The sequence below is a fragment of the Achromobacter sp. 01N37 genome (assembly GCF_056399725.1).
The window spans coordinates 81,334-105,234 of sequence record NZ_JBFTRX010000001.1 but is presented as its reverse complement, the minus strand read 5'-3'; the positions used below and the strand labels follow the sequence as shown (position 1 = coordinate 105,234).

The 23,901-nt window shown below is 64.3% G+C and carries 23 protein-coding genes; 12 read left to right on the top strand and 11 right to left on the bottom strand.

The features are described from left to right. Positions 1-106: 106 nt before the first annotated feature. From murJ to rpsT, 3 genes are all read left to right on the top strand, one after another. On the top strand, positions 107-1,666 hold the full coding sequence (murJ, locus tag AC1DSJ_RS00490; RefSeq protein WP_441370768.1) for a murein biosynthesis integral membrane protein MurJ: 1,560 nt from the start codon (positions 107-109) through the stop codon (positions 1,664-1,666). A 193-nt stretch (positions 1,667-1,859) separates the two neighbouring features. Continuing rightward, positions 1,860-2,831, top strand: coding sequence for a FecR domain-containing protein (locus AC1DSJ_RS00485; protein ID WP_054424951.1), 972 nt, complete (start codon positions 1,860-1,862; stop codon positions 2,829-2,831). A gap of 292 nt (positions 2,832-3,123) precedes the next feature. Beyond that, a complete protein-coding gene (gene rpsT, locus AC1DSJ_RS00480; RefSeq protein ID WP_025135824.1) occupies positions 3,124-3,387 on the top strand; it encodes a 30S ribosomal protein S20 in 264 nt (87 codons plus the stop codon). Between the two features lie 104 nt (positions 3,388-3,491). Here the strand turns inward: rpsT and AC1DSJ_RS00475 are convergent, their stop codons facing one another. Next, the gene (locus tag AC1DSJ_RS00475) at positions 3,492-4,397 is read right to left on the bottom strand and encodes a LysR family transcriptional regulator (protein WP_054424949.1); all 906 of its coding nucleotides are present in this window, start codon (positions 4,395-4,397) and stop codon (positions 3,492-3,494) included. A gap of 113 nt (positions 4,398-4,510) precedes the next feature. Between AC1DSJ_RS00475 and lysA the strand changes: the two genes are divergently transcribed. Beyond that, complete coding sequence (gene lysA / locus AC1DSJ_RS00470) at positions 4,511-5,743, top strand: diaminopimelate decarboxylase (protein WP_441370767.1); 1,233 nt, start codon at positions 4,511-4,513, stop codon at positions 5,741-5,743. A gap of 148 nt (positions 5,744-5,891) precedes the next feature. On the opposite strand, the gene garL is transcribed toward lysA, so the two are convergent. From garL to AC1DSJ_RS00445, 5 genes are all read right to left on the bottom strand, one after another. After that, on the bottom strand, positions 5,892-6,659 hold the full coding sequence (gene garL, locus AC1DSJ_RS00465; RefSeq protein WP_054424946.1) for a 2-dehydro-3-deoxyglucarate aldolase: 768 nt from the start codon (positions 6,657-6,659) through the stop codon (positions 5,892-5,894). A 97-nt stretch (positions 6,660-6,756) separates the two neighbouring features. After that, positions 6,757-7,770 carry a Bug family tripartite tricarboxylate transporter substrate binding protein gene (locus tag AC1DSJ_RS00460; RefSeq protein WP_342065927.1) on the bottom strand — a complete coding sequence of 338 codons (1,014 nt, stop codon included), beginning with the start codon at positions 7,768-7,770 and terminating at the stop codon, positions 6,757-6,759. Between the two features lie 94 nt (positions 7,771-7,864). Further along, a complete protein-coding gene (locus AC1DSJ_RS00455; RefSeq protein ID WP_175169380.1) occupies positions 7,865-8,977 on the bottom strand; it encodes an Ldh family oxidoreductase in 1,113 nt (370 codons plus the stop codon). Positions 8,978-9,044: 67 nt separating this feature from the next. Continuing rightward, positions 9,045-9,818, bottom strand: a complete 774-nt coding sequence (locus tag AC1DSJ_RS00450) for a FadR/GntR family transcriptional regulator (RefSeq protein WP_175169381.1) — start codon at positions 9,816-9,818, stop codon at positions 9,045-9,047. 104 nt (positions 9,819-9,922) lie between these two features. Continuing rightward, positions 9,923-10,852 carry a dihydrodipicolinate synthase family protein gene (locus AC1DSJ_RS00445; RefSeq protein ID WP_175169382.1) on the bottom strand — a complete coding sequence of 310 codons (930 nt, stop codon included), beginning with the start codon at positions 10,850-10,852 and terminating at the stop codon, positions 9,923-9,925. 226 nt (positions 10,853-11,078) lie between these two features. Between AC1DSJ_RS00445 and AC1DSJ_RS00440 the strand changes: the two genes are divergently transcribed. The 3 genes from AC1DSJ_RS00440 to AC1DSJ_RS00430 all read left to right on the top strand — a co-directional run bounded on the left by AC1DSJ_RS00440 (position 11,079) and on the right by AC1DSJ_RS00430 (position 14,247). Further along, positions 11,079-12,080 carry a Bug family tripartite tricarboxylate transporter substrate binding protein gene (locus AC1DSJ_RS00440; RefSeq protein WP_441370766.1) on the top strand — a complete coding sequence of 334 codons (1,002 nt, stop codon included), beginning with the start codon at positions 11,079-11,081 and terminating at the stop codon, positions 12,078-12,080. Between the two features lie 123 nt (positions 12,081-12,203). Further along, on the top strand, positions 12,204-13,175 hold the full coding sequence (locus AC1DSJ_RS00435; RefSeq protein WP_441370765.1) for a Bug family tripartite tricarboxylate transporter substrate binding protein: 972 nt from the start codon (positions 12,204-12,206) through the stop codon (positions 13,173-13,175). A gap of 115 nt (positions 13,176-13,290) precedes the next feature. Then, a complete protein-coding gene (locus AC1DSJ_RS00430; protein ID WP_441371066.1) occupies positions 13,291-14,247 on the top strand; it encodes a 2-hydroxyacid dehydrogenase in 957 nt (318 codons plus the stop codon). Between the two features lie 124 nt (positions 14,248-14,371). On the opposite strand, the gene AC1DSJ_RS00425 is transcribed toward AC1DSJ_RS00430, so the two are convergent. The 3 genes from AC1DSJ_RS00425 to radA all read right to left on the bottom strand — a co-directional run bounded on the left by AC1DSJ_RS00425 (position 14,372) and on the right by radA (position 16,969). Further along, positions 14,372-14,611 carry a hypothetical protein gene (locus AC1DSJ_RS00425; RefSeq protein ID WP_050730069.1) on the bottom strand — a complete coding sequence of 80 codons (240 nt, stop codon included), beginning with the start codon at positions 14,609-14,611 and terminating at the stop codon, positions 14,372-14,374. Between the two features lie 173 nt (positions 14,612-14,784). After that, positions 14,785-15,594, bottom strand: coding sequence for a sulfite exporter TauE/SafE family protein (locus AC1DSJ_RS00420; RefSeq protein ID WP_427945855.1), 810 nt, complete (start codon positions 15,592-15,594; stop codon positions 14,785-14,787). A gap of 13 nt (positions 15,595-15,607) precedes the next feature. Continuing rightward, entirely contained in the window at positions 15,608-16,969 is a 1,362-nt protein-coding gene (radA, locus tag AC1DSJ_RS00415; protein ID WP_054424929.1) for a DNA repair protein RadA, read from the bottom strand. Positions 16,970-17,311: 342 nt separating this feature from the next. On the opposite strand from radA, the gene AC1DSJ_RS00410 reads away from it, so the two are divergent. Both AC1DSJ_RS00410 and hpaR read left to right on the top strand, forming a co-directional pair. Beyond that, entirely contained in the window at positions 17,312-17,962 is a 651-nt protein-coding gene (locus AC1DSJ_RS00410; RefSeq protein WP_342065931.1) for a hypothetical protein, read from the top strand. Positions 17,963-18,137: 175 nt separating this feature from the next. Then, positions 18,138-18,602, top strand: a complete 465-nt coding sequence (gene hpaR, locus AC1DSJ_RS00405; RefSeq protein ID WP_175169386.1) for a homoprotocatechuate degradation operon regulator HpaR — start codon at positions 18,138-18,140, stop codon at positions 18,600-18,602. A gap of 3 nt (positions 18,603-18,605) precedes the next feature. On the opposite strand, the gene hpaD is transcribed toward hpaR, so the two are convergent. Further along, on the bottom strand, positions 18,606-19,457 hold the full coding sequence (hpaD, locus tag AC1DSJ_RS00400) for a 3,4-dihydroxyphenylacetate 2,3-dioxygenase (protein WP_441370764.1): 852 nt from the start codon (positions 19,455-19,457) through the stop codon (positions 18,606-18,608). A 26-nt stretch (positions 19,458-19,483) separates the two neighbouring features. Beyond that, complete coding sequence (gene hpaE, locus AC1DSJ_RS00395) at positions 19,484-20,950, bottom strand: 5-carboxymethyl-2-hydroxymuconate semialdehyde dehydrogenase (RefSeq protein ID WP_346550477.1); 1,467 nt, start codon at positions 20,948-20,950, stop codon at positions 19,484-19,486. Between the two features lie 315 nt (positions 20,951-21,265). Here hpaE and AC1DSJ_RS00390 point away from each other — a divergent pair, with 315 nt between their 5' ends. From AC1DSJ_RS00390 to hpaH, 3 genes are read left to right on the top strand one after another with little or no spacing between them, the layout of a single operon-like run. Beyond that, entirely contained in the window at positions 21,266-22,318 is a 1,053-nt protein-coding gene (locus AC1DSJ_RS00390; protein WP_441370763.1) for a fumarylacetoacetate hydrolase family protein, read from the top strand. Between the two features lie 10 nt (positions 22,319-22,328). Next, positions 22,329-23,078, top strand: coding sequence for a fumarylacetoacetate hydrolase family protein (locus tag AC1DSJ_RS00385; protein ID WP_054424919.1), 750 nt, complete (start codon positions 22,329-22,331; stop codon positions 23,076-23,078). 19 nt (positions 23,079-23,097) lie between these two features. Continuing rightward, positions 23,098-23,901 carry a 2-oxo-hept-4-ene-1,7-dioate hydratase gene (gene hpaH / locus AC1DSJ_RS00380; protein WP_054424917.1) on the top strand — a complete coding sequence of 268 codons (804 nt, stop codon included), beginning with the start codon at positions 23,098-23,100 and terminating at the stop codon, positions 23,899-23,901.

Genomic DNA, 23,901 nt, shown 5'->3' with positions numbered 1-23,901 from the left:
GTAGTACAAAGGCAGGCCCACGACGTGGGCCTGCCTTTTTTTGTTTGACCGCCTTTTTCTCGTAGTCCGTCTCGGGCCGGCCCGCACTTTTTACGTAGTCCCATCCATGAGCCTGTTTCGTTCGGCGGCCACTGTCAGCAGCTTCACGTTGCTGTCCCGCATTTCCGGCCTGATCCGCGACATCCTGGTTGCCCGCGCCTTTGGCGCCGGCCCCATCACCGACGCCTTCTGGGTCGCGTTCCGTATCCCCAACTTGCTGCGCCGCCTGTTCGCCGAGGGCGCGTTCGCCCAGGCGTTCGTGCCGATTCTTGGCGCCGCGCGCAACAAGCGGTCGGAAGAAGAAGTCCGCATCTTGCTGGACCGTGTGGCCCTGCTGCTGACGGCCACCCTGATGCTGATCACGCTGATCGGCATCGTCGCCGCACCCTGGGTCGTATCCGCCATGGCCAGCGGCCTGCGCGGGGCGGCCCGCGATACGGAATTCGGGGCCGCCGTCTGGATGACGCGGATGATGTTCCCGTACATCTTCTGCATGTCGCTGATTGCCTTCGCCTCGGGCGTGCTGAACACCTGGCGGCGCTTTGCCGTGCCGGCGTTCACGCCGGTGCTGCTGAACCTGTCGATGATTGCCGCCTGCATCTGGCTGGCCCCGCGCATGGACGTACCCGTCTACGCACTGGCCATCGGCGTCATGATCGGCGGCTTGGCGCAGCTGGCCGTGCAATGGGTGGCGCTGGCCCGCCTGGGGCTGACGCCACGCTTTTCGCTGCGATTTCGCCAAGCCTGGGCCGACCCCACCGTGCAGCGCATCCTCAAGCAGATGGCGCCCGCCACGCTTGGGGTGTCCGTGGCGCAGATTTCGCTGCTGATCAACACCAATATCGCCACCTGGCTCACCCCGGGTAGCGTGACCTGGCTGTCTTTCGCCGACCGGCTGATGGAGTTTCCGACGGCCTTGCTGGGCGTGGCGCTGGGCACCGTGCTGCTGCCCAGCCTGTCGGCGGCCCACGCCCGCGACGACCACGGCGGCTATAGCGCGCTGCTGGACTGGGGCCTGCGTCTGGTGCTGTTGCTGGGCCTGCCCGCCGCAGTGGGCATGGCGCTGCTGTCAGATGGCTTGGTCGCCACGCTGTTCCACTACGGCGCCTTTGCCGCCCAGGATGTGCTGCAAACCCGCCTTGCCGTGATTTCCTATTCCGCAGGGCTGATCGGCCTGTTGGCGGTGAAGATCCTGGCGCCGGGCTTCTACGCCAAGCAAGACATCCGCACGCCCGTGAAAATCGCCATCGGCGTGCTGATTTTGACGCAGGTGATGAACCTGATTCTGGTGCCCTTCATGGCGCACGCCGGCCTGGCCCTGGCCATCGGGCTGGGCGCCTGCCTGAACGCGCTGGCGCTCTTGATTGGCCTGCGCCGCCGTGGCGTGTATCAGCCCGGGCCCGGCTGGACGGTGTTTGCGCTGCGTTTGCTGCCTGCGCTGGCCGCATTGGCCGCCCTGCTTTGGTACGCGGATGGCCGTATCGACTGGCTCGGATTGCAGGCCCATGCAGGCCTGCGCGCGGCCTGGCTAGCAGGCGTATTGGCCGCCAGCGGCGTGGTCTACTTCGGAATGTTGTTACTCTTTGGCTTCCGTCTTAAGGACTTTGGACGACGTCCAAGCCGCTGATTTCCACCCTCAGGGCAACATTTCCCCCAAAAAGCCGGCTACCTGCCGGCTTTTTGCATTAGATTCGTCAAGAATTGACAACCACCCGGTAATCTTTGGTAAAAAACCTTTATTATTTACAAATTGCCATCGAAAGGATTCCTGTCGGCGCCGCCGCCAGGGAGAAGAAGTGAAGTACGCCCAAGGACAACCCATGGCGGACCAGGTGATCAATTGGTTGCTACTGCTGCGCTCAGGTAAAGCGACAGCGCAGGACTACAACGACTTCCTGGCGTGGCGTGCGGCTGACCCCGTTCATGAGAATGCCTGGCAACAACTGACAGGCACCCTCGCAGGGTCGACATTTGGCCGGCTTGGTGACGCATATCCCGCAGCGGGATACACCAGTACTGCCTCGCAAACCGCATCGTCGCTGATCCCGCCGCCCCCGGCCATCGTGCCGCCCCGCCGCCGCTTTCTGACCGGCGCGCTTGCGCTCGCCAGTACCGGCGCCTGCGCCGCCTATGTCGGCAACGCCTTCTACCCGCTGAACAACGTGGCGGCTGATGCCGCCACCGCTACCGGCGAACGCCGCCGCTATATGCTGTCAGACGGCAGCCAGTTGCTGCTGGATGCGCGCAGCCGCGTCAACCTGGATTTCACCCCCGCCTACCGCCAGGTCCGCCTGCTGGATGGCGCGGTGACGGTTTCGGTGGCGCCCGATGCGCGCCGCCCGTTCCTGGTGCAAACCGCTGAAGGCACCGTGCGTGCGCTCGGCACCCGTTATATGGTCCGCCAACAGGCCCAGCGCACGGTTGTCGTGGTGCATGAGCATGAAGTCGAAGTCGAGACCATGGCGGGCGCTCACGGTACCGTGCGCGCGGGCACCGGCGCCCGGTTCGACATTTCCCGCATGGACACCCCGCGCGCGGAACTGATGGCTGAAGCTGCCTGGGAATCGGGCTGGGTGGACGCCCGGGGCCGGCCGCTGGCGGAAGTGATTGCCGCGCTGCGCCCGTATCGCACCGGGACGCTGCGCGTATCGATGGCAGCGGGCGGTTTGCCCGTTTCCGGCCATTTCCCGCTGGACGACACCAACGCCGCGCTCGACACGCTGCAAGACATGATGCCCATCCAAGTACGCCGTTTCACGCCGTGGTTCGTGTCGATCAGCGTCGCGACCTGACAACGCTCAGTCCCGGGCCTGTGTTTCTGCGGCCCGCTTCGTTGTATACTCAGTACCGTGTTTTTATCCAGTAGGCGCCGCGGGTTTTCCTCAAGGCTGTGGTTCTAGGCTTTACAGAGGATCATCCGAAAGGGTTCTCTAGCTAGGACTCTCCAGCCCAGGAACGCTTTCCCCCCTGCGCCCCCCGCCCGGTTGACGGGCGCTCCATCGACAGATCAAACATTAAAAGCTTGCAATCCCATAGGGACTTGCTACAATGTTCGACTTTGCCGAATTCAACTTATATAGCAACATGGCCAATACCGCCCAAGCCCGCAAGCGCGCTCGCCAATCCGTTGAGCGCAACAAGCACAATTCCAGCCTGCGCTCGATGCTGCGCACCGCCATCAAGCGCGTTCGCCAATCCATCGCCGCTGGCGACAAGGCTGCGGCTGGCGACGTGTTCCAGAAGGCCTCGAGCGTGATCGATCGCGTGGCTGACAAGAACATCATCCACAAGAACAAGGCTGCTCGCCACAAGAGCCGCCTGGCTGCCGCTATCAAGGCGCTGGCCTAAGATTCTGCCGCCCCAGCTTTTTTGGGGCGTCATGAATACGGCAAATGAAGAAGGATGCCCTAGGGCATCCTTTTTTGTTGCCTGCTCCAACCTGCTAGGCCCTTCTACGCCCCCAGCCGCGCCTTGATGGCGTCAGCGGCCTCGATCAGCGACGCCATGAACGTATCCACCAGCGGGTTGGCCGGACGGTGTTCCGGGAACACCACGTTGACGCGAAACGGGAACGCGCGCCGCAGCGGCCGGATATGCAAGCCGCGGCCCACGAAATCCAAGGCGGTCAGCGGGTTGACGATGGCAACCCCCAGCCCCTGGCGCACGAACGTACACACGGATACCGCAGTCGGCGTTTCCACGATCGAGCGCCGCAGCACCCCTGCTTCCGCAAAAGCTTCGTCAATCTGAATGCGGTAGGGGTCGCTGGATGACAGGCTGACAAAGGCGTGGCCTTCGAAATCAGCCAGATCGATCTCGGCCTTTTCCAGTAGCGGATGGCCATCGGGCAACACGCACACCTCATCCACCTGCAAAAGCAGCTGCACCCGCGTGCCAGCAGGCGCCGCATCGTGTTCGGTCAGACCCAGGTCATAGCGCTGCGCCGTCAGCCACTCTTCAAGAAACGGCGACTCCTGCGTCTCAACCGACAGGCTCACGCCCGGATGCTGGCCATGAAAGCGCCGGAATGCGTCAGGCAGGATGGAATGCGAAAACGCGGGCAAGGCAATCACCGAGAGCTGCCCGCCACGGAATTCGCGCAGCCGCGCCGCCGCCGACGCCACGCGCTCAAGCCCCGCATAGGACTGGCGGATCTCGTCATACAGCGCCAGCGCCGGCATGGTGGGCCGCAGCCGCCCGTGCACGCGCTCGAACAGCGCAAAGCCGATGCCCTGCTCCATGCGCGCCAGTTCGCGGCTGACGGTGGGCTGCGACGTGCTGAGCAGCTCGGCCGCCCGCGTCACGCTGCCCGCAATCATCACCGCGCGGAACACTTCGATATGCCGATGCGTCAGCATGGACCACCCCATATCAGGAATGAATGGATCTTCAACATATAAGCATTTTACTGGATGCCCTGAAACCGGCATCATGCCGCCTGGTTTCCCTTCCCCTTCAAGGTCCGCACGACATGGCATTCGATCCGCGCCAACTCACCCAACTCGCCACCGAACACGGCACGCCGCTGTGGGTTTATGACGCCGCCGTCATCCGCGAACGCATCGCGCAACTGCGCCGCTTCGACACCATCCGCTTTGCGCAGAAAGCCTGCTCCAACCTGCACATCCTGCGCTTGATGCGCGAGGAAGGCGCCGTGGTGGACGCGGTGTCGCTGGGCGAGATCGAACGCAGCCTGGCGGCCGGCTTCGACCCCAAGGGCGAGCCTGAAGGCATGGTCTTCACGGCCGACCTGATCGACCACGCCACGCTGGCCACCGTGCTCAAGCACGGCATCACGGTCAACGCCGGCTCACTGGACATGCTGGACCGCGTGGGCCAGGCATCGCGCGGCCATCGCGTGTGGCTGCGCATCAACCCCGGCTTTGGCCACGGTCACAGCAACAAGACCAACACTGGCGGCCCGCAAAGCAAGCACGGCATCTGGATCGATGACGTGGCCGAAGCCGTGTCCATCGTGCGCCGCCACGGCCTGAAGCTGGTGGGCGTGCACATGCACATCGGCTCGGGCGTGGACTACGGCCACCTGTCCAGCGTCTGCGACGCCATGGTGGACGTGGTGCGTTCGCTGGATCACGACATCGAAGCCATCTCGGCGGGCGGCGGGCTGTCCATCCCCTATCGCGACGGCGAGCCGCGCATCGACTGCGACCACTACTTTGAACAGTGGGATGCCGCCCGCAAGCGCATCGAACAATTCCTGGGCCACGACATTCGCCTTGAGATCGAACCGGGCCGCTTCCTGGTTGCCGAAGCCGGCGTGCTGGTGTCGGAAGTGCATGCCATCAACCGCCGCCCCGAGCGCGACTTCGCGCTGGTGGACGCGGGCTTCAATGACCTGATGCGCCCCGCCATGTACGGCAGCTTCCACCGCATCTCGGTGCACGCGCCCGACGGCTCCGCGCCGCAAGGCGTGGCCGAAACGCGCATCGCCGTCGCCGGCCCGCTATGCGAATCGGGCGACGTGTTCACGCAAGAAGAAGGCGGCGTCATGTCCGACCAGCTTCTGCCGCAGCCGCGCATTGGCGACTACATGGTCTTTCACAACGCGGGCGCCTACGGTTCGTCGATGTCTTCGAACTACAACAGCCGGCCGCTGGCGCCGGAAGTGTTGCTGAACGAGGGCAGCGCCCGGCTGATCCGCCGCCGCCAGACCATTCGCGATTTGCTGGCGCTGGAAGACTAAGCGGCCGGACGCTGCGATAGCACGAAGCAATAGAACCGGCCCATAGATAACGACGCCGCAGAAAGACGCCGCAAGCCTGAACAACAAAGCCCCGCCGATCAACACACGGCGGGGCTTTTTTATGCGCATCGCTGGGACGTTGATGCGATCAGGTCGGAAACGCGTCGCGCAGCGCGAAGGTGGCTTGTTTGAAGACGCCCAGGTCAGTGCCCACCGCCACGAAGTGCATGCCCATGTCCAGGTAGCGGCGCGCGTCCGCATGCACCGGCGCCAGGATGCCAACCGCCTTGCCTTGCGCCGACACGCGCGCATGCAGATGGCGGATGGCCTCTTGCACTTCGGGGTGGCCCGGATTGCCGATGTGGCCCAAGGCCGCGGCCAAGTCCGACGGCCCGATGAACACGCCATCCACGCCTTCCACCGACGCGATCTCATCCACCGCATCAATGCCCGGGCGGCTTTCAATCTGCAGCAGCACGCAGATGTTGTCGTTGATGGTCTGCAAATAATCCGGCACGGTGCCGTAACGGTTGCTGCGCTGCGCGCCCGCCACGCCGCGTATACCTTGCGGCGGATAGCGCGTGGCAGCCACCGCCAGGCGCGCATCGGCCTCGGATTCAATGAACGGAATCAGCAGGTTATAGAAGCCGATGTCCAAAAGGCGCTTGATCTGCACCGGGTCGTTCCACGACGGCCGGCCCACCGCCGCGCTGGCGCTGCCCTGCAAGGCTTGCAACTGTTGCAGGAACATCGGCACTTCATTGGGGGAATGCTCGCCATCCAGCAGCAACCAGTCGAAGTCCGCCAGCCCGACGAGCTCGGCCGTAATGTGGCTGGACATGCACATCCAGAATCCGATCAGGCGCTCGCGGGCCAGGATGCGTTGCCGGAAGCGATTGGGTAAGGGTGAGTTCATTGCCGCCTTCGTGTTTGCAGAAAAAGGAATACGGGAATACAGGAATCATGCCGGGCCGAAGCCCGGCGGTACAGCGGGCAAGCACTAGGGCATGCCCTTAATCCATGCGGGCGCCGGACGCTTTCGCGGCCTTGCCCCACTTTGTGATTTCGTTATCGACAAACGCCGAGAACGATTTCGGGTCGTCCGCCACCACCACGAAGCCCACGCTTTCAAGCTTCTTGCGGATGTCGGGTGACGCCAGCGCCTTCACCGTGGCCTGATTCAGACGCTGGATGACCGCAGGCGGCGTCTTCGCAGGGGCCGACAATCCAAACCACGATTCCGCCGAGAAGCCGGGGTAGCCGGACTCCGCGACTGTCGGCGTGTCGGGATAGGCCGGGTTGCGCTTGGCGCTTGCCACGGCCAAGGCGCGCAGCTTGCCGGACGTGACCTGCGGCAGCAGCGTATCTTGATTCAGGAACATCACCGACACGCGGCCGCCGATCATGTCGGTAATTGCCGCAGCGCCGCCTTTGTATGGCACATGCACCAGATCAATCTTGGCGTCCTGCTTCAACATCTCCATTGCCAGATGGCCCGACGAGCCGCTGCCCGAACTGGCGAACGTGTACTTGCCCGGGTTCTCGCGCGAGAGCTTGATGAAGTCTTCGATGGTCTTGCCCGGGAACTCCATGTTGGCCACCAGCACGTTGGGGCCGGTTGCCAAGAGCGAGATGTGCGCGAAGTCGCTGTTGCGGTACGGCATGTTCTGGTAGACCGCGTAGCTGATGGCGTTAGACCCGACGCCAGACAGCAGCAAGGTGTAGCCGTCGGGTTCCGCCTTGGCCACCACGTCCGAGCCGATGTTGCCGTTTGCCCCGCCCTTGTTCTCGACGATGACGCTCTGGCCCAGCTCTTTGGACAATTCGGCGGCCAGCAAGCGGCCCACGGAATCCGTGCTGCCGCCCGCGGGGAACGGCACGATCAGCTTCACGGGTTTGGCGGGCCATGTGGCCGCTTGCGCGCGGGCGGCGTTCGGCGCCATCGCCAGCACGCCGATCGTCGTGGCGGCCAGCGCGGCGGTCAGGATGGCAAGGCGTCTGCGCGCCAAAGGTTTGTGTTGTTGCATGGTTGTCTCCTCGTGGTTTTTCTAAGTATGGCGCCCGGTGTCCGGGTCTGCTGTTGTCTTGCAAAAACACGGCTATGCAAAGGCCTGCGCCCGCCTACTTGTCGTCCAGCAGGTAAGGCGTGCCCGCGCGTTCGCAGATGCCGCGCAAACGCTCGGCCAAGGCCGCGGAAATGGGGATGCCCGCGCGCAGCCGGCGCGCACGCTCAGCCGCTTCGGGTTCGCCCGCCACCAGCACGGGTTCGTCGGGATTCGCGGGCGGGGTGTCGTGCATGGAATCGATCAAGTCATCCATGTCGGACTCAAACGACCCGGCTGCACGGAACGCATCGGGATTCAAGGCCAGGAAGAAATGCCCGACGTCATCGGGTTCACCCGGCTGACGCGTGGGCGCGCGGCGTGCGGCGAACGCGCTGCCGCTTAACGTGCCGCCTAGAATCTGCGCCATCATCGCCAGGCCGTAGCCTTTGTGGCTGCTCATTGCGGGCGTGCCGCCCAACGGCGTCAAGCCGCCTTCGGGCCGTTTGAAGATGAACTGCATGGCGGCGTCGGCGTCGGTGACGGCCCCGCCCTGCCCGTCCACCGCCCAGCCCGGGGGCAGCGGCTTACCCAGAAAGTCGTAGACCTTGACCTTGTTGGCGGCGACGGTGGTGGTTGCCATGTCCAGCACAAAGGGTTCGTTGTGAGCCGCGGGCGCGCCGAAGGCGATGGGGTTAGTGCCCAGCATGGGCATGGCGCCGCGCGTGGGCACCATGATGACGCCGTTGGCGCTGCTGGTGACCAGCCCGACCACGCCGCGCTCAACCGCGATGCGTGCGTACACGCCGGCGGCGCCGAAGTGATGCGAGTTGCAGACCGACACCGCCCCCACCCCGTGTTCCAGGGCCTTGTCCACGGCCAAGTGCATGGCTTGCGCAGCCACCGGATAACCCAGCCCGCCCATGCCGTCGATCAACGCACTGGCGCCGCTGTCGCGCACGATCTTCGCGCGCGCATCCAGCCGCAGCGACCCCGCGCGCCATTTTTCTTCGTACGAAGGCAGCATCGAAATGCCGTGCGAATCGATGCCCAGCAAATCCGTTTGCGCCATCAGACCCGCCGTGGTGTGCGCCAGATCTTCATCCATGCCCCACGCTTGCAGCACCTGCAAAATCTGCTCGCGAACCTGCTCCACCTGCACGTCCGTTCCTGTTGCTACGTTGCCTTGCACTGAGTCGTCTCCGTTCGTTATGGGTAGTGCGATGCCGGGCGCGGCGGCGGGAAGGGGTTGCGCGCGCCTAGTCCCGTTCGCGGTCCACCAGCCGATGGCGCGCCTGCCCCAGATGAAATTGCATGGCCACGCGGGCGCGCTCGCTGTCCTGTTCGCGGATGGCGTCCAGGATGGTGGCGTGTTCATCCACGACGCGCTGGGCGCGTTGGCGCGAGCCGGTGCGCGTCAGGCTCAACGTCAGCCGCATGAAACCGTTGATGGATTCGTGGATGCTTTCCAGCACCCCCAGATAGAAGTCGTTGCCGCTGGCCTCTGCGATGCTGGCATGAAAAGCCAGGTCCGCTTCGGGCGACACCTGGCCGTGCGTCAGGCTGTCGGCAAAAGCCGCATGCGCATCGGCGATCTTCTTCAGTTGTTCGTCCGTGCGGCGCAACGCCGCCAGACGCGCGGCGTCGCCCTCCAACGCCACGCGAACCTCTTGCGCGCGCAGATACGCGCTGACGTTTTGCACATCGTTGAAGGTTTTCAGACGCGGCGCGGGCTGATGGCTGACAAACGTGCCCAAGCCTTGATGCGCGGTGATCAAGCCATCTGCACGCAAACGCAGCAATGCTTCGCGCACGACCGGACGCGACACGCCGAAGCGTTCCGATATTTCGTTTTCGGATGGCAGCTTGTCGCCCACGTTCAGGCCGCCCGAGACGATCTGTTCAAAGATCTGTCCGTAGACCTGATCCGCCAGCCGCACCCGATGCCCGCGTTCAAGCGGTTGGGAAGCTGACGCGTCGGACTCGACGGGCGTCTGCGGCTCGGACGAAGAAGATGCTTTGGATCGGGCCACGAAACCTCCTGAATGCTTAGGGCCTGCTCGCCTTGACGCGAACAGCGCTCATCGTACCGCCAACAGGCGATGCAATGAGCGGCATGCAGCGAACCCGTTCACGCTCAGGCCGCCACGGCTTCCTTGTCCCACGCCGCCAACGCACGCGCGACCGGCGCCACGCGTTCTCGTTCAGCCGCCGAGATGCCCGTCAACAACGGCAGCATCGGGCCCATGTCCGCCACGCCCGACAGCGTGACGGCGTCATGCAGCACGCGGATGGGGCTGATGCCATCGCGGCAATCTTCCAGGCCCAGATAGTGTTCGCGCACGGCTTCGGCTTCGTCGTAACGGCCTTCGCCAAGCAGGTGCAGCAGGCGCATCGAACCGCGTGGCGCAACGCACACGGAGCCCGACGTGAAGCTTTTCAAACCGAAGTCGCGGTAGTGGACGATGGCCGGACGCTCGCCGATGCCACTGACGATCCAGCGCGAATCCACGGATTCCAGCAACGACGACAAGTACGCATCTTTTGCCGGGTTGTCGCGCACCACGGCGTACTTGAACGCGGCGATGCGGCCTTCTTCGATCAGGCGCGCGGCGGTTTCCGGCGCCAGGTAGTCGGCTGACTTGATGTAGACCACGGCCGGCTTGCCCAACGCATCGGTGAAGCGGCGCACGCCTTCGGCGAGACCGTCATCGGTGTACGGGAACGCCATCGGCAGCAGCATGGCGGTGGGAAACGCGCGCGACCGCAGGATGGCGGCCTGGTCCATCATCTTGCCGTAGTCGGGGCCAACCGACGGCAGTATCCACGTGTCCGATCCCGCCAGGCCTGCCAGCATGTCCACGATGCGCGCGTATTCGCTCACGCCCACGTTGTAGAAATTGGCGTTGCCGCCGTACATCACGTTGCGCACGCCGCCGGCCTCCAGATGCCCCAGCAGCGCCTTGTTGGCGGCTTCGTTCAAGGACAGATCGTCGTGGCGGGCAAGCGGCGGCACGGCGATGACCGAACGTTGCAGGTCCTGGGCGGTGACCGGGGTAGTTTTCATGAACGGGGCTCCTGGCGGTTGCACTTGTCAGATGAGTGATGGGAAAAAAGTATACTTGGTTGACAAGCAAATTCTCAATACCTATATTTGTTTGACAAGAGGAAAGGCATCAACAATGCGGGGCGCGATTAGCGCCCCGCTGCAACACGCCTCGGGCGATGCCAGGGGCGCGCAACATCCCCACAAACGATGCGCGGCCACGCGCACACCGAGGAGACAACCCATCATGCAAGCCCCCATCGTGCGATGCCGGCTGATCACTGCCGTCTGTTTGATGGCGACGGCGCTGCTGCTGCCCGCAGCCCAAGCCCACGCCGACTATCCCGAACGCGACGTCAAGATCATCGTGCCCTTCCCCGCGGGCGGCACCGCAGACATCGCCGCGCGCGTCGTGGCGGCTGAGCTGGGCAAGAGCTGGATCAAGCCGGTGGTGGTGGACAACAAGGCTGGCGCGGGCGGCAACGTCGGCACGGCCGAGGCGGCGCGCGCCACCGCTGACGGCTACACGCTGCTGATGGGCACCGTCAGCACGCATGCCATCAACCAATCGGTCTACAGCAAGCTGCCTTACGACCCGGTCAAGGACTTCGTGCCGGTCACGCTCGTCATTCCCGTGCCGAACATTCTGGAACTGAACCCCAAGTTCGCCGACAAGCACGGCATCCGCACCGTGGCCGATCTGATCAAGTATCTGAAGGCCAACCCGGGCAGCGTCAACATGGCGTCCACCGGCAACGGCACGTCCACGCACCTGTCGGGCGAACTGTTCCAGAGCATGACGGGCACGCGCATGACGCATGTGCCGTACAAGGGCAGCAGCCCCGCGCTGACCGATGTGATGGGCGGGTCCGCCGACCTGATCTTCGACAACCTGCCCTCGTCCATGGGCTACATCAAGGGCGGCAAGCTGCGGCCGCTGGCGGTTACCACCGCCGCGCGCTCGCCCGCGCTGCCCGATGTGCCGACGATGGCCGAAGCGGGCGTGAAGGGGTATGAGGCATCCAGCTGGTTCGGTTTGCTGGCGCCTGCCGGCACGCCGCCCGCCATTGTTGAAAAAATTCAGCGCGATGTGGCGGCCGCCTTGCAACAGGAACCCGTGCGCGCGCAGTTGCAGGCGCAAGGCGCCACGCCATCCGGCAATACGCCCACGCAGTTCAAGCAATTCATGGCGCAGGAAACCGTCAAGTGGGCGGAAGTGGTGAAGACCTCCGGCGCAAAAGTCGACTGACCCCACGCGAATCACGCTCCACATTCAGACTCAGATTCAGGTCCACATTCAGCCCCCCGATTCAGGCCCGGCCGCAACGCGTGAGCGCCGGGTTTTTCATCACCACGCGAACCAGGAGACACCATGAATAAACTGATCTGCGCCGCCGCCGCGGCGAGCGCCGTTCTACTTGGCGGGCCGGCTGCACAAGCGGCCGGCTACCCCGACAAGCCCGTCACGATGATCGTGCCGTTCGTGCCCGGCGGCTCGTCCGACATCACGGCGCGTTCGGTCACGCCCGCGCTGTCGAAGATCCTGGGCCAGACCTTCGTGGTTGAAAACAAGCCGGGCGCCAACAGCGCCATTGGCGCGCAGGCGCTGGCTCGCAGCACGCCTGACGGCTACACGATGATGGTCGGGTCGATTGGCACCTTCGCCATCAACGAAGCGCTGTACAAGAACCTGTCTTACAACCCCAGCAAGGATTTTGCGTATCTGACGCAAGCGGTGCGCAACCCGAACGTGCTGGTCGCCGCCCCCACCTTCCCTGCCGCCACCGTGGCCGAGCTGGTTGCGTACGCGAAGAAGAATCCGGGCAGCGTGTCGTACGCGTCGTCTGGTACGGGTTCGTCCGACCACCTGTCCGCCGTGCTGTTTCGCCAGCGCACGGACAGCACGGGTGTCGACGTGCCCTACAAGGGCGGCGGCGCGGCCATTGCCGACCTGATCGGCGGGCAGGTCAACGTGTCGTTCCAAAACCTGGGTGCGGTACAGAACCACATCAAGGCCGGCAAGCTGAAAGCGTTGGCCATTACGGGCGATGCGCGCGCACCGGATCTGCCCGACGTGCCGACCCTGGAGGAAGCGGGCATCAAGGACATGGTGGTGTATTCGTGGCAAGGCTTCGCCGTGCCCAAGGGCACGCCGCCGGCCGTCGTGGAGCAATTGTCCAAGGCGTTGCAAACCGCGCTGCGCGACCCGAAGACCGAGCAAACGCTGCAAGGTTTGGGCTTTGAAGTGGTGGCCAACACGCCGCAGCAGTTCACGCAATTCCAGCAAGGCGAGGTCAAGCGCTGGAAGGACGTCATTCAGAAAGCCAACATCCAGCTGGAATGAGCCGTGGCTAAAGCCGCGGCATAAGCTCATGGGGATGCCTGCGGGCATCCCCGGTGCCTGATCCCAGGCCGAATCAAGTAGCATGACCGTTTTCGCCACCCACCCGTACGACAACATGACCACCAAGCAACGCATCATCCAGGTCGGCTCGCTGGCCGGCTCCCCCACCGCCAACAAGAGCCTGGCAGACCGCTATGACGTCGTGGAACTGTGGAAGTTTCCCGATCGCAAGGCGGCGCTGGCCGAACACGGCAAGGGCATCACCGCGGTTGTCACGTCGGCCAACTTCGGCGCCGACGCGGAACTCATCAACGCCCTGCCCGACCTCAAAGCCATTTGCAGCTGGGGCGTGGGCTACGAAACCATCGACGTGGAAGCCGCCAAGAAACGGGGCGTACAGGTCAGCAACACGCCTGACGTGCTGACGGATTGCGTGGCGGACCTGGCCTGGGGCCTGCTGATTGCCGGCGCCCGCCGCATGGGCCAGGGCGAACGCTTTGTGCGCGCTGACCAATGGGGCCAGGTGCATGGCAGCATCCCGCTGGGCCAGCGCGTCAGCGGCAAGAAACTGGGCATTGTGGGCCTGGGCCGCATCGGTGAAGCCATTGCCAAGCGTGGCACGGGTTTCGACATGGACGTGCGTTATCACAACCGCAGAAAGCGCGACGACATCGCGTACGGCTACGAAGCGTCGCTGGTGGATCTGGCCAAGTGGGCCGACTTCCTGGTGGTCGCCACTGTGGGCGGCCCGAGCACGCGCCATCTGGTGAATCAGCCCGTGCTGGAAGCGTTGGGCCCAACCGGCATCATCGTCAACATCGCGCGCGGCCCGGTCATTGATGAAGCGGCGCTGGTGGCGGCGCTGGAATCCGGCAAGCTCGGTTGCGCAGCGCTGGACGTGTTCGAACACGAACCCAAAGTGCCCGACGCGCTGAAGAAAAGCGACAACGCTGTCGTGCTGCCGCACATCGGCAGCGCCACGCTGGAAACGCGCCTGGGCATGGAAAACCTGATGCTGGATAACTTGCAGGCCCACTTCGATACGGGCCGTGTGATTACGCCGGTCGAATAAAAAACACCTGCTGCAAAAACGAAAAAGCCTCTCGGTGCCCATACCGAGAGGCTTTCGACTTTCCGGCCCCGCGGGATCGGCAGTCTTCCTGCAAAGGAACTACTTAAGGCTTTTCAGCCGCTTGCTACTTGGCCGGCGTCGTGGCGCCGGAATGGTCCATCTTTGATGCAGTGCCTGATTTCGCGGCCGCCGGTTTGGCGGACGTTTTGTCAGACTTGTGATGCTTGTGCTGCGCGTGGGTCTTGGTATCACCCGCCTTGGTCGTGGCATCGGCGCCGGCCGCGAACGCAGAAGGCGCAGCAGCAAGACCGAGGCACAAGGCCGAGGTGGATAAGAACGCAGCGATACGGGAGTGAGTCGTCATTTCATGAACTCCTGAATGTGCAAGGCTAAAAGCCTATCCGACACGGGGCGGCAACATCGCCGCTTACCCCGTACTCCGTTTGAAGAGCCGGCACGCGGAAGGTTCAACGCGGAACCACAAACTTTCGGACGCTAACGTTTGCTAATACAGGGGGTGTTAATACAGCGCCGCGCTCAGCTTTCAAACGCCAGCAACGCCACGGTGGCAAACAGCATCAGCGCGAAGCTGGCTCTCAGCTTGCGTTCAGGCAGCTTGTACGCCAAGCGCACGCCAACCGGCACGAACAGCAAGCTGCCAATCGCCATGGGCAGGCCCACCATCCAGTTCGCCTGACCCGCCCATCCGTAGGTGATGAGCGCAATCGTGGAACCCGGAATCACCATGCTCAACGCGAGCGCCTGCGCCGTGGTCTGCGGCAGCCGGAAGACGGACGTGATGATGGGCACCGCCAGCACTGCGCCGCCCACCCCGAAGAAGCCGCCCAAGGTGCCGCACAACATGCCCAAGACGCTCGCACGACGGGGCGTGAAAGCAGGCGCTGCACGCGTTGGCTTTTGCGTTTGCGTTGCCGCTTTCTCTTTGTGTTTCTGCTTGCCGGCGGCAACGCGGCCCGCGCGCCACGTCTGCCACACATAGAACAAGGCGATGAAGAACAGGAACACGGCGAAGCTTCGGCGCAAGACACTGGAGTCGATACCCAGCGCCAAACGCGCGCCCACCCAGGTGAACAGCACGGCGCCCGCCGCACCTGCGGCGGCCACGCGCTTGTCGATGCGGGTCTGCTGGTTGTACTTGCGCACCGCCATCGTGATGGCGGGCAACACCATGATCAGCGCGGTGCCTTGCGCCAGTTGTTGCGACATGCCCATCAACAGCACCAGCGCGGGAATGGCGATAAGACCGCCCCCGATGCCCAGCACGCCGCCCATGAAACCAATCAGGCCACCCGCGGCCAGGCACGCGGCGATCACTAACAGACTCACAACATGCTCCCGATCAGCGCAGCTTGTCCAGCGCGGCGTCCAGGCGGTCCACCGCCCAGATCTCCAGACCCTCGATAGGCTGGCGCGGCGCGTTGGCCTTGGGGATGAGCGCAATCGAAAAGCCCAGCTTGGCGGCTTCGCGCAAACGTTCCTGGCCACGCGGCGCGGGCCGGATCTCGCCTGCCAGCCCCACTTCACCGAATGCAATCAGGCCACGCGGCAAGGGCTTGTCGCGCAACGACGACATGATGGCCAGCAGCACCGGCAAGTCGGCCGCGGGCTCCGTGATGCGCACGCCGCCCACGGCGTTGACGAACACGTCCTGGTCGAACGTGGTGACGCCCGCGTGCCGGTGCAGCACGGCCAGCAGCATCGCCAGCCGGTTGCCTTCCAGCCCAACCGTCAGCCGGCGCGGGTTGGGCGCGTGCGAGCTATCGACCAATGCCTGGATTTCAACCAGCAGCGGGCGCGTGCCTTCCTGTGTGGCCATCACGCAGGAACCGGCCACCTGCTGTTCGTGTTGCGACAAGAACAGCGCGGACGGGTTGGCCACGCCACGCAGACCGCGGTCGGTCATGGCGAAGACGCCGAGTTCATTCACTGCACCAAAACGGTTCTTGAAGGCGCGCACCAGGCGGAACGACGAATGCGTATCGCCTTCGAAATACAGCACCGTGTCCACGATGTGTTCGAGCACGCGCGGACCCGCCAGCGCGCCGTCTTTGGTGACGTGGCCGATCATGACGATGGCGATGCCCGTCTGCTTGGCCAGCCGCGTCAACTGCGCGGCGCACTCGCGCACCTGCGACACGGAGCCCGGCGCGGCGCTGAGTTCACCGCTGTACAGGGTTTGAATGGAATCGATAACGGCAACGGTCGGCTTCTGCTCGGACACGGCAGCCTGAATGGCTTCCAGCCGGATCTCGGCCAGCAGATTGACGTTGCCGGTCTGCAAGTCAAGGCGGCGGGCGCGCAAGGCGACCTGCTCGGCGGACTCTTCGCCCGTCACGTACAGCACGGGCGTGGTCTCGGACAGCGAAGCCAGCGCTTGCAGCAGCAGCGTGGATTTGCCGATGCCGGGGTCACCCCCAATCAGCACCACGGCGCCGGCCACCAGACCGCCGCCCAGCACGCGGTCAAATTCGTCCAGGCCGGTAGGCTGGCGCGGCGTTTCGCGGGCTTCGATTTCGGACAGGCTGCGCACCGGGCTGGCCGAGGCCAGCGGGGCATAGCGGTGGGCGGACGCGGCGGGCGACGACGACTCCACCGTTTCTTCCAGCGTGTTCCAGGCGTTGCAATGCGGGCATTTGCCCTGCCACTTCGGGGTCGTGCCGCCACAGTCGGCGCACACATATACGGTTCGGGATTTGGCCATGCGCGAAAGTGTACTGGCAACCCTCGCGTCCCGGGGCGCAGAACCGGGACCAAAATGCGCATTGAACGGCCACATTGACGTGCTGCGGGGCACGAGTCTGTCATTCTGCTTTCAGTATTAGGGACGGGCCAAAGTTACATCATGCAAATAGAAGAAATTCCCTGCCGGAATCCCGCAAATCGCGCATAATCGACGGATGCAGCGCGGCCTGCTTCTCACAAGCCGCATAAACCGGAACAAGACCCCAGCCCCGACGAGATCGCCGGACCACCGGCGCGGCGCCCAGCAAAGGTCAAACGCGAATACGTCCTCCCACCGGGCGTATGCGCGAGGAGTACGCGCATGAGCATTACCTATCGCCCCCCTTTCGATGAAGACGATGAACGGGATCTGCGCGCCCTGTACCGTAAGCCCAGACCCGGGAGCAGTCCCGAACTTGACGCCGCGGTGCGCCGAGCCTGGCACCCTGGCCACAGCTGGCACCCCGGCTGGGCTGCAGCGGCATGCGCCGCGATGGTGGCGGGCCTGTTCGCCTGGACGGACATGCGCGAAAGCGCCGACGCCCCCGAGCTGAACGCGCAGCTTGTCGCCCCGCATGAAGTTGGCACCAGCGCCGAACGTTCGCCGCCCCCCGTCGCCCTGACCGATGCGCTGGCCGGAAAATCCGCGGCGCCCGCCGTCACCCAGCGCGTTTCTGTTTCCGCATCGGCGTCGGAGTCAACGGCCGAGCCCATCCAGAGCCAGGCGGCTCAAGTGGCTCCGGCCCCGGAAGCCGCTGCCGCCGGTACGGCACAGCCCGCCGAGGCGACGGCCACCGACGTCGTCGCGTTCAGCGAAGAAGATATCGAGGCTCGCGTGGCTCACATCCGGTCGCTGATGCAGAACGACCAGCAGGACGACGCCGTGCAAGCGCTGCGCGAATTGCAGCAAGGCGCGCCCGACCTGACCTTGCCTGACGACCTTCAGGAACTGGCCCAGCAAAACCCGGCCTGAGCTCACAGCCCGAACTCACGGCCTGACCTTCCGTCCTGACCTTACGTCCTTGATCCGGCCCCCGGCCCCGCCCATTACGGCGGCGCCGGGGGCCGTGTTGCATCCCCGCCGCAAGCCGTTCAGGATCAAGAAACAGTGATCAGAAAACGGGTGGCTTCTTGCTAACATAGCCGCCATGAGTCCGAGCTTCCACCACCGCAATCTTCCCCACCTGCTGCTCTACGCACGCGAAACCCTGATGGCGCATTTCCGACCCGTATTGCACGCGGCCGGCGTCACCGAACAACAATGGCGGGTGTTGCGCACCTTGAGCGAAGTCGGCTCGATGGAACCGAACCAGATCGCGCGCAGCTGTCAGATCCTTAGCCCCAGCCTGACCCGCATGCTGGCCGGCATGGAAGAACAAGGCCTGATCAAGCGTGTGCGCTCGAGCGCCGACCAGCGCCGCCAGGAAATCTCGCTGACCCCCAAGAGCAACAAGCTGATCGACCGGATGCGTCCGCACGTGGATGCGAAGTACCAAGAGATCGAAGCCAAGATCGGCAAGGAATTGCTTGACCGCCTGTACCGCGACGTCGACACCATGGTCGACCTGATCAAGCAGAATACGCCGGCATCGCGCGATGCCGACGAAGGCTGAAACTCAGTCGGGCACCGGGAAGATCGCGTTGATCTGCCCCGTGCCGGAGCTGGTGAAGTAATCGGTGACGATCTCCACCGGCTTGTCGTAAGCGTCCCACCCCAGCAAGCCCAGCAGCATCGCCGTGTCGTGCATGCCGCCCTCGCCCACGCACAGCTCGGCGTACTCCGGCAGCATGGCGCAGAACGTCTTCCAATCCCCCTGGCGCCACAGATCGACCACCCGCAGATCCACCTGACGATGGAACTCGCGGCTGATCTGGTGCATGGCGGCTTCTGGGCTGTTGTTGTCGTTGAACCGATGTGACAACGAACCGCTGGCCAGCACGGCGACGCGGTTATCGCTGGCTTCGATCGCCTGACGCAAGGCGGCGCCGAAGCGCCGGCTTTCATCCAGACCATGCCAGGCGCACCATGCCGCCACCGACACCACATTGAAACGGCCGTCGCCGTTCATGTAGCGCATGGGAACCAGCGTGCCGTATTCCAGTTCCAGGCTGTCGATCTCGTGCGTGCGCGTGCCCACGCCCGCCGCGTTGGCGCATTCGGCGATGCGGCGGCCCAGTTCAGGGTTGCCGCCGTAGACGTAGTCCATGTCCTTGATGAAGTGCGGCAGTTCGTTGCTGGTGTAGCGGCCCGCAAAGCGCGCATTGGCGTTCACGTGATAGCCCGCGTTCACCAGCCAGTGCACGTCCAGCACCACAATCGTATCCACATCCATATCGCGGCAACGCTGGCCAATTTCGCGGTGGCCCTGGATGGCGGCCTCGCGGCAGCCGTGGTGCTTGCCGGGAAGTTCCGACAGATACATCGACGGCACGTGCGTCACTTTCGCTGCCAGCGCAAGCTTGCCCATGATGGTTGTCTCCTTGGTGCAGGGGCTCAAACGCCCCATTTCGGTATGTGGTGGCTGCCCATCGACACGCAGACGTTTTTGATTTCGGCGAAGACCTCGTAGCTGTATTCGCCGCCTTCGCGCCCCGTGCCGGATTCCTTGGTGCCGCCAAACGGCTGGCGCAGGTCGCGCACGTTCTGGCTATTGATGAACACCATGCCGGCCTCGATGCCGCGCGCCAGGCGGTGGGCGCGGCCGATGTCGCTTGTCCAGATGTAGGACGCCAGGCCGTATTTGACATCATTGGCCAGCGCCAAGCCTTCGGCCTCGTCCTTGAACGGGATCAGGCAGGCAACGGGGCCGAAGATTTCTTCCTGCGCGCAACGCATGCGGTTGTCGACGTCGGCCAGCACGGTCGGGCGCACGAAGTTGCCGCCCGATAAATGCGCCGGCAGCCCGGCCGGCTTGCCTGCGCCACCGGCCAAGATGCGCGCGCCCTCTTGCTCGGCCAGCTGGATGTAGCCCGTTACCTTTTCCCAATGCTGGCGCGTGATCATCGCGCCCACATGCGTGGCGTCATTCATCGGGTCACCCACCGCCAGCCGTTCGGCGCGCGCGGCGAATTTGCGCACGAAGTCGGCGTAGATGGTTTCTTGCACGAAGATGCGCGAGCCCGCCGTGCAGCGTTCACCATTCAACGAAAAGATGGTGAACAACGCGGCGTCCAGCGCGCGCTCGACATCGGCATCATCAAAGATCAGCACGGGCGACTTGCCGCCCAGTTCCATCGAGAACTTCTTGATGCCGCCGGCGCTGGCCATGATTTTTTTACCGGTGACGGTGCCTCCGGTAAACGAGATGGCGCGCACGCCGGGGTGGCGCACCAACGCGTCGCCCGCCGTTGCGCCCATGCCCTGCACCACGTTCAGCACGCCGGCGGGGATGCCGGCTTCTAGGGCCAGGCGGCCCAGCTGATCTGCTGTCAGTGGCGAGAGTTCAGACATCTTCAGCACTGCCGTGTTGCCCAGCGCAAGGCACGGCGCGGTTTTCCACGTGGCCGTCATGAAAGGCACGTTCCACGGCGACACCAGCGCGCACACGCCCACCGGCTGGTACAGCGTGTAGTTCAGCATCTGGTCATCGACGGGATAGGTATGCCCGTTCATGCGCGTGCAGACCTCGGCGAAGAAATTGAAATTCTCGGAGGCGCGCGGAATCAGCTGCTTGCGGGTTTGCGAGATCGGCAGGCCGGTGTCCTGCGTTTCAAGTTCGGCCAGCATGGGCACGTTCTGGTCGATCAGTTCGCCCAGGCGGCGCATCAGCCGGGCGCGTTCCTTGGCGGGCGTGTTGGCCCATTTTGGAAAGGCGGCCGCCGCGGCGGACACGGCGGCGTCAATTTCGGCCTGGCCGCCCGACGCCACTTCGTCGATGGCGTCGCCCGTGGCCGGGTTGTAGGTAATGAAGCGGTCTTGGCTGTCGACCTGCTCCCCATTGATCCAGTGCTTGATGCTCATCGCGGCTCCTCGTCCCGTGCTCGGCGGTGATGGCCGCCACTTTTTAATTAACACGTTAACATTATGCCGGCGAAAGGCAGGCTGTCAACGTCTGAAAACCACTAGCGGAGGGCAAGCGGGGTTGCTCGCATTTGGCGTTGCGGCACGGTTGCTCCTCGGTTGCCGCCCCCGTTGCAGCCCCGTTGCAGCCCCCGTTGCAGCCCCCGTTGCAGCCCCCGTTGCAGCCCCGTTGCAGCCCCGTTGCAGCCCCGTTGCCGCTCACACCGGATTTCATTATGATAATTAACATGCTAACAATATTGTGCGGGAGACCCCATGCCCCATATCTGGATTGAGTACTCGGGCAATCTGGCCCTGGATACCGGTGCGCTGATGCGCACCGTACAGGCTGCCGCCGTGGGTGACGGCAGCCTGTTTCCGTTGGCCGGCGCCCGCACCCGCGCCTTGCGGGTGAATGATTGCCTGATCGTCGATGGCCACCCAGACAATGCGTTCGTCCATGTGGTGCTGCGCATCGGACATGGCCGCAACGACGCCCAGAAGGCCGCGCTGGGTGAACGCGTTTTCCAGGCGCTGACCACGGTGCTGGCGCCGCAGATGGCCGCGCGCCCCTTGGGGATTTCGATGCAGATCGAAGAGGCAGACCCCGTGCTGAACTACAAGCTGAACAACTACCGCGACTATCTGGCGGCCAGAGCCGCCCAGACAAGTGCCGCGCTCGCCGCGCCGCCGCGCAGCGTGGTGGGTGCGGCGCTGAACACGCGGCAAGTGTTGGCCGCTTTGGGCAGCGCCGTGGACGCCCCGCCCTACAAGGCCGCGCCCAAGGCGCCCGTGCTCTACATCAAACCCGCAAACACCTATGCGCAAGACGGCGACGTCATCACGCTGCCGGCGGACATCACTGAAGTGCAAGTGGGCGCCACCTTGGGCGTGGTATTCGCACGCCGCGCAACACGGGTGAGCGAGTCGGAAGCGCTGGACGTGGTGGCGGGGTATCGCGTAGTGGCCGATTTGTCTGTGCCGCACGCGAGCTACTTCCGCCCCGCCCTCAAACAGCAATGCCGCGACGGCTTCTGCCCTATCGGCCGTGATTTGGCGCCCGCCTCTGCCATTGCCAACCCCGACGCGCTCGACATCGAGGTGTGGGTGGATGGCGTGGTCGCGCAGCGCGCCAGCACCGCCGACCTGGTCCGCCCCGTTGCCCGCCTGATCGCCGACGTGACGCAGTTCATGAGCTTTGAGGCGGGCGACATGCTGCTGGTTGGCACGCCGCACGACGCGCCGCGCCTGCGCGCCGGACAGCGCTACGACATCCGCATCGCGCAGGTTGGCACGTTGGGCAACTCGTTGGCCGCCGCCACGGTTTAAGGACGAATCCATGAAACACGCACGCATCGCCTATGAAGGCGCTATCCACGCCGCCACCGAAGCGCAGCCCGGCCACGTCCGCCTGGCCGACGGCCGCGTCCTGGCCGAAGACGCCGTGACGTGGCTGCCGCCCATCGAACCGCGCACGACGTTCACGCTGGCCATCAACTACGCGGACCACGCCCGCGAACTGGCCTTCAAGGCGCCCGACGAACCCTTGGGCTTTCTGAAGGCGGCCAACACCTTCGTCGGGCACCGCGCGCAAACGCTGCGCCCGGCCGACGTCGCCTTCATGCACTATGAATGCGAGCTGGCTGTCGTGATCGGCAAAACGGCGCGAGGCGTCTCGCGCGAGCAAGCCTACGACTACGTGGCGGGCTACACGGTGGCCAACGATTACGCGCTGCGCGACTACCTGGAAAACTGGTATCGCCCCAACCTGCGCGTGAAAAGCCGCGACACCTGCACGCCACTGGGCCCTTGGCTGGTCGACCGCGACGACGTGCCAGACCCCATGAACCTGAATCTGCGCACCACCGTCAACGGCGTCGAAACCCAACGCGGCAATACGCGCGACATGGTGTTCGACGTACCCGCCCTGATCGAATACTTCAGCAGCTTCATGACGCTTTCCGCGGGCGACCTGATCCTGACCGGCACGCCCGACGGCATCGTCAATGTGGCGCCGGGTGACGAAGTTGTCACTGAAATCGAAGGCATCGGCCGGCTGGTCAACACGCTTGTTCCCTACCCCTCGTGAGCCCTCTACAGGACACCCCATGCTAGACACCCAAACGGTGCGCAACCTTGCCGCGCGCCTGCACGACGCCGAACGCAGCCGGCAGCAGATCGGCCAGATTTCACTGGAACACCCGGACATCACCATCGCCGACGCGTACGCCATTCAGCGCGCGTGGATGGACATCAAGCTGGCGGAAGGCCGCGAGAAGCGCGGGCACAAGATCGGGCTGACGTCGCGCGCCATGCAGCAGGCATCGCAAATCAACGAACCCGATTTCGGCATGCTGCTGGACGATATGTTCTTTGCCGATGGCAGCGACATTCCCGCAAGCCGGTTCATCTTGCCGCGCCTGGAAGTCGAGCTGGCGTTTGTGCTGGGCAAGCGGCTGCAAGGCCCGAACGTGACGTTGTTCCAGGTGTATGACGCGGTGGATTACGTGATCCCGGCGCTTGAGATCATCGACGCGCGCTCACACGGCATCGACCCCGCCACGCAGCGCCCGCGCAAGGTGTTCGACACCATCGCCGACAACGCCGCGAACGCGGGCGTGGTGATGGGCGGTCGGCCCGTGAAGATCGGCGAGCTGGACTTGCGTTGGGTGGGCGCCATCTTGTCGCGCAACGCCGTCATCGAGGAAACCGGCGTGGCCGCGGGCGTCTTGAATCACCCGGCCAATGGCGTAGTATGGCTGGCTAACAAGCTGGCCGCCCACGACGTGGCGCTGGAAGCCGGGGAGATCATTTTGTCGGGTTCGTTCACGCGCCCGATCGCAGCCCGGCCCGGCGACACCTTCAATGTCGACTACGGCGTGCTGGGTTCCGTCAACTGTCATTTCATCTAA